1 pseudogene is annotated in these 2,674 nt (G+C 40.5%); it reads left to right on the plus strand.

Annotated features, from left to right (window positions below):
- Positions 1–266: 266 nt before the first annotated feature.
- Positions 267–2,674, plus strand: a pseudogene (espI, locus tag E0D98_RS23170) (serine protease autotransporter EspI); the annotation flags it as partial.

Genomic DNA, 2,674 nt, shown 5'->3' on the forward strand with positions numbered 1-2,674 from the left:
CCTACTCAATGAATCCATTACGAAAGTGAATGCTTTCTCTTATGGAAAATGCAGCAATTACAAAGGGAAAAACAGATAAGACTGAGTTCTGAATCACAAAAGGCACCAATAAAATATAAACTTTTCTTGATATTCTCTCTCTATGAGTTCTTCTTTTTATGGACATGTTATTTTGTTGATTTTAAAATGTCAAAATGAGTGAATGTATCACATCACTCATAAAGTGGATATTATCACGAAACAATCTATTAAATAGCAGATACAACATGAATAAAATTTACTCACTAAAATATAGTGCCCTTACTGGTGGTCTTATAGCTGTGTCAGAGTTAAGTAAAAAAGTTAAAGGAAAAACAGGTAGAAAGTTAATAACTGCTTCCTTTGCTTTATCCATGTGTCTTTCACCCTTACCAGGAGAGGCATCAACAGTCAGCGCAGAAATACCATATCAGACTTTTCGTGACTTTGCTGAAAATAAAGGTGTATTTACCCCCGGCGTGACAGGAATTGAAATAAAAGACAACAATGGGAATAAAGTTGGGGTTCTTAATGCTCCCATGCTTGACTTTTCCAGTCTTTCTCGTGATGGTCATACCACATTGATTCATCCTGGTTATGTTGTATCGGCTAAACATGGTGGTTTACAAAGTGTTTCATCAGCAACTTTTGGTTATAACCAGATATATAAAATAGTTGATAATAACCTTGCTGGTATGGATTTTTCTGTCCCACGCTTAAATAAGCTTGTTACAGAAGTAATTCCCGCAGATATACAGGGAAAGGATAAATTTAATAATAACCGGTATACGGCTTTTTACCGTGCGGGCGTTGGCTCTCAATATATCCGTTATGCAAATGGCACAGATAAACTGCTGCAGGCTTACACTCCAGAAAAGGCTTATCTGACCGGCGGAACAGTGGGGAAACCTTATTATACTCACTATAACGGTATGAAGATGATTTCAGCAAACCCGGGAAATACCTTTGATAAAAACCAGGGACCTCTTGCCAGTTATGGACAGAATGGAGACAGTGGTTCGCCGTTATATGCCTGGGATAACATTGACAAAAAATGGGTATTAGCCGGAGTTACTCTGCATAATTATGGAGTAAAAGGTGCACGAAATGACTGGCTCCTGATGCCTCATGACTTTATCAGTCAAAAATTACAGGATGACCTTAAACCAATTATTGTTGCTTCTCCGGAGGAGAGTATCTTACGCTGGGAATTTGATCGTTCCAGAGGTACAGGTACTCTCAGTCAGGGAGAGAAGATATTTTCCATGACTGGTAGTGTAAACGGAAATGCAAATACCGGGAACAATCTTGTGTTCTCAGGTAATGAAGGGAAAATCGAACTGGTATCCAGTGTGGAGCAGGGAGCCGGATACCTTCAGTTTGATAAAGACTACACTGTACTGACAAATAATAACAGTACATGGACTGGTGCCGGAATTATTGTCGGTGACGAGGCAAATGTCAAATGGGGAGTTAATGGCATTGCCGGTGATAATCTGCATAAAGTTGGTTCCGGGACATTAACTGTTAATGGTCATGGTGAGAATAAAGGTGGCCTTAAAGTTGGGGACGGCGCTGTTGTTCTTGAGCAACAGCCAGATGCAAACCAGAAACAACAGGCGTTTAGCCATATCAATATAGCCAGTGGTCGGGCAACAGTTAAACTTAACGGGGCAAACCAGGTAGATGCAGATAATATCAGCTGGGGATATCGGGGTGGGATACTGGATTTAAATGGGTATGATTTTACCTTTTCCCGTCTTCAGGCTGCAGATTATGGTGCTGAAATCAGCAACGATAATCAGACAGATAAATCCATAGTCACACTTTCGTTATCTCCTCTGAAAGCAGAAGAAATAAAAGTGGTTGTTAATAATATAAATATAATGGGGGGGACAGGCAAACCAGGTGATCTGTATTATACGACCTTTGACGGGAATTATTATCTGTTGAAAAGTAACCGATATGGCAGCGCTTTGTTTGGCGCGCTGAATAATCAGAGCGAATGGCAAAGGCTGGGTAAGGATAAAGAAAAAGCAATTGGGTTATATGCTCAGATGAAAATGCAGGAAAGTGCTCCTTTATCATATATATATCATGGAAAAATAACCGGTAATACCAGTGTGGAAATCCCCAAACTGGCAGGCAATGATATTTTAACGCTTGATGGCTCTGTCAGTATATCAGGAAATATGTCAAAACAGGACGGTGCTCTTATATTCCAGGGACACCCTGTTATTCATGCAGGGCAAACTGTTTCTGCATCGCAGAGTGACTGGGAGAACAGGGAGTTCTCACTCAACAATCTGAATCTTAATAATGCGGACTTCAGTCTGTCCCGTAATGCATTTATGAACGGGAATATCAGGGCCGTTAACCAGAGCACTGTTATTATCGGCGGAGATACAGTCTTTACTGATAAAAATGACGGAACAGGTAATGATGTCATCAGTGTTGAAGGGAAATCTGCTGCCGCAGGAACATCCTCCTATACAGGGCATATCACTCTGGAGCAAAAATCAGCACTGGATATCCGCGATAATTTTCGTGGCGGGGTTACGTCTGAAGACAGTCATATCAATGTTTCTTCATCTTCAGTCCTGTTCTCAGATGCATCGTCATTTATAAACAGCTCCCTGAATATTCATAAAGGAGG

The sequence above is a fragment of the Escherichia sp. KCJ4928 genome, assembly GCF_004352695.1.
GTDB lineage: Bacteria > Pseudomonadota > Gammaproteobacteria > Enterobacterales > Enterobacteriaceae > ECMA0423.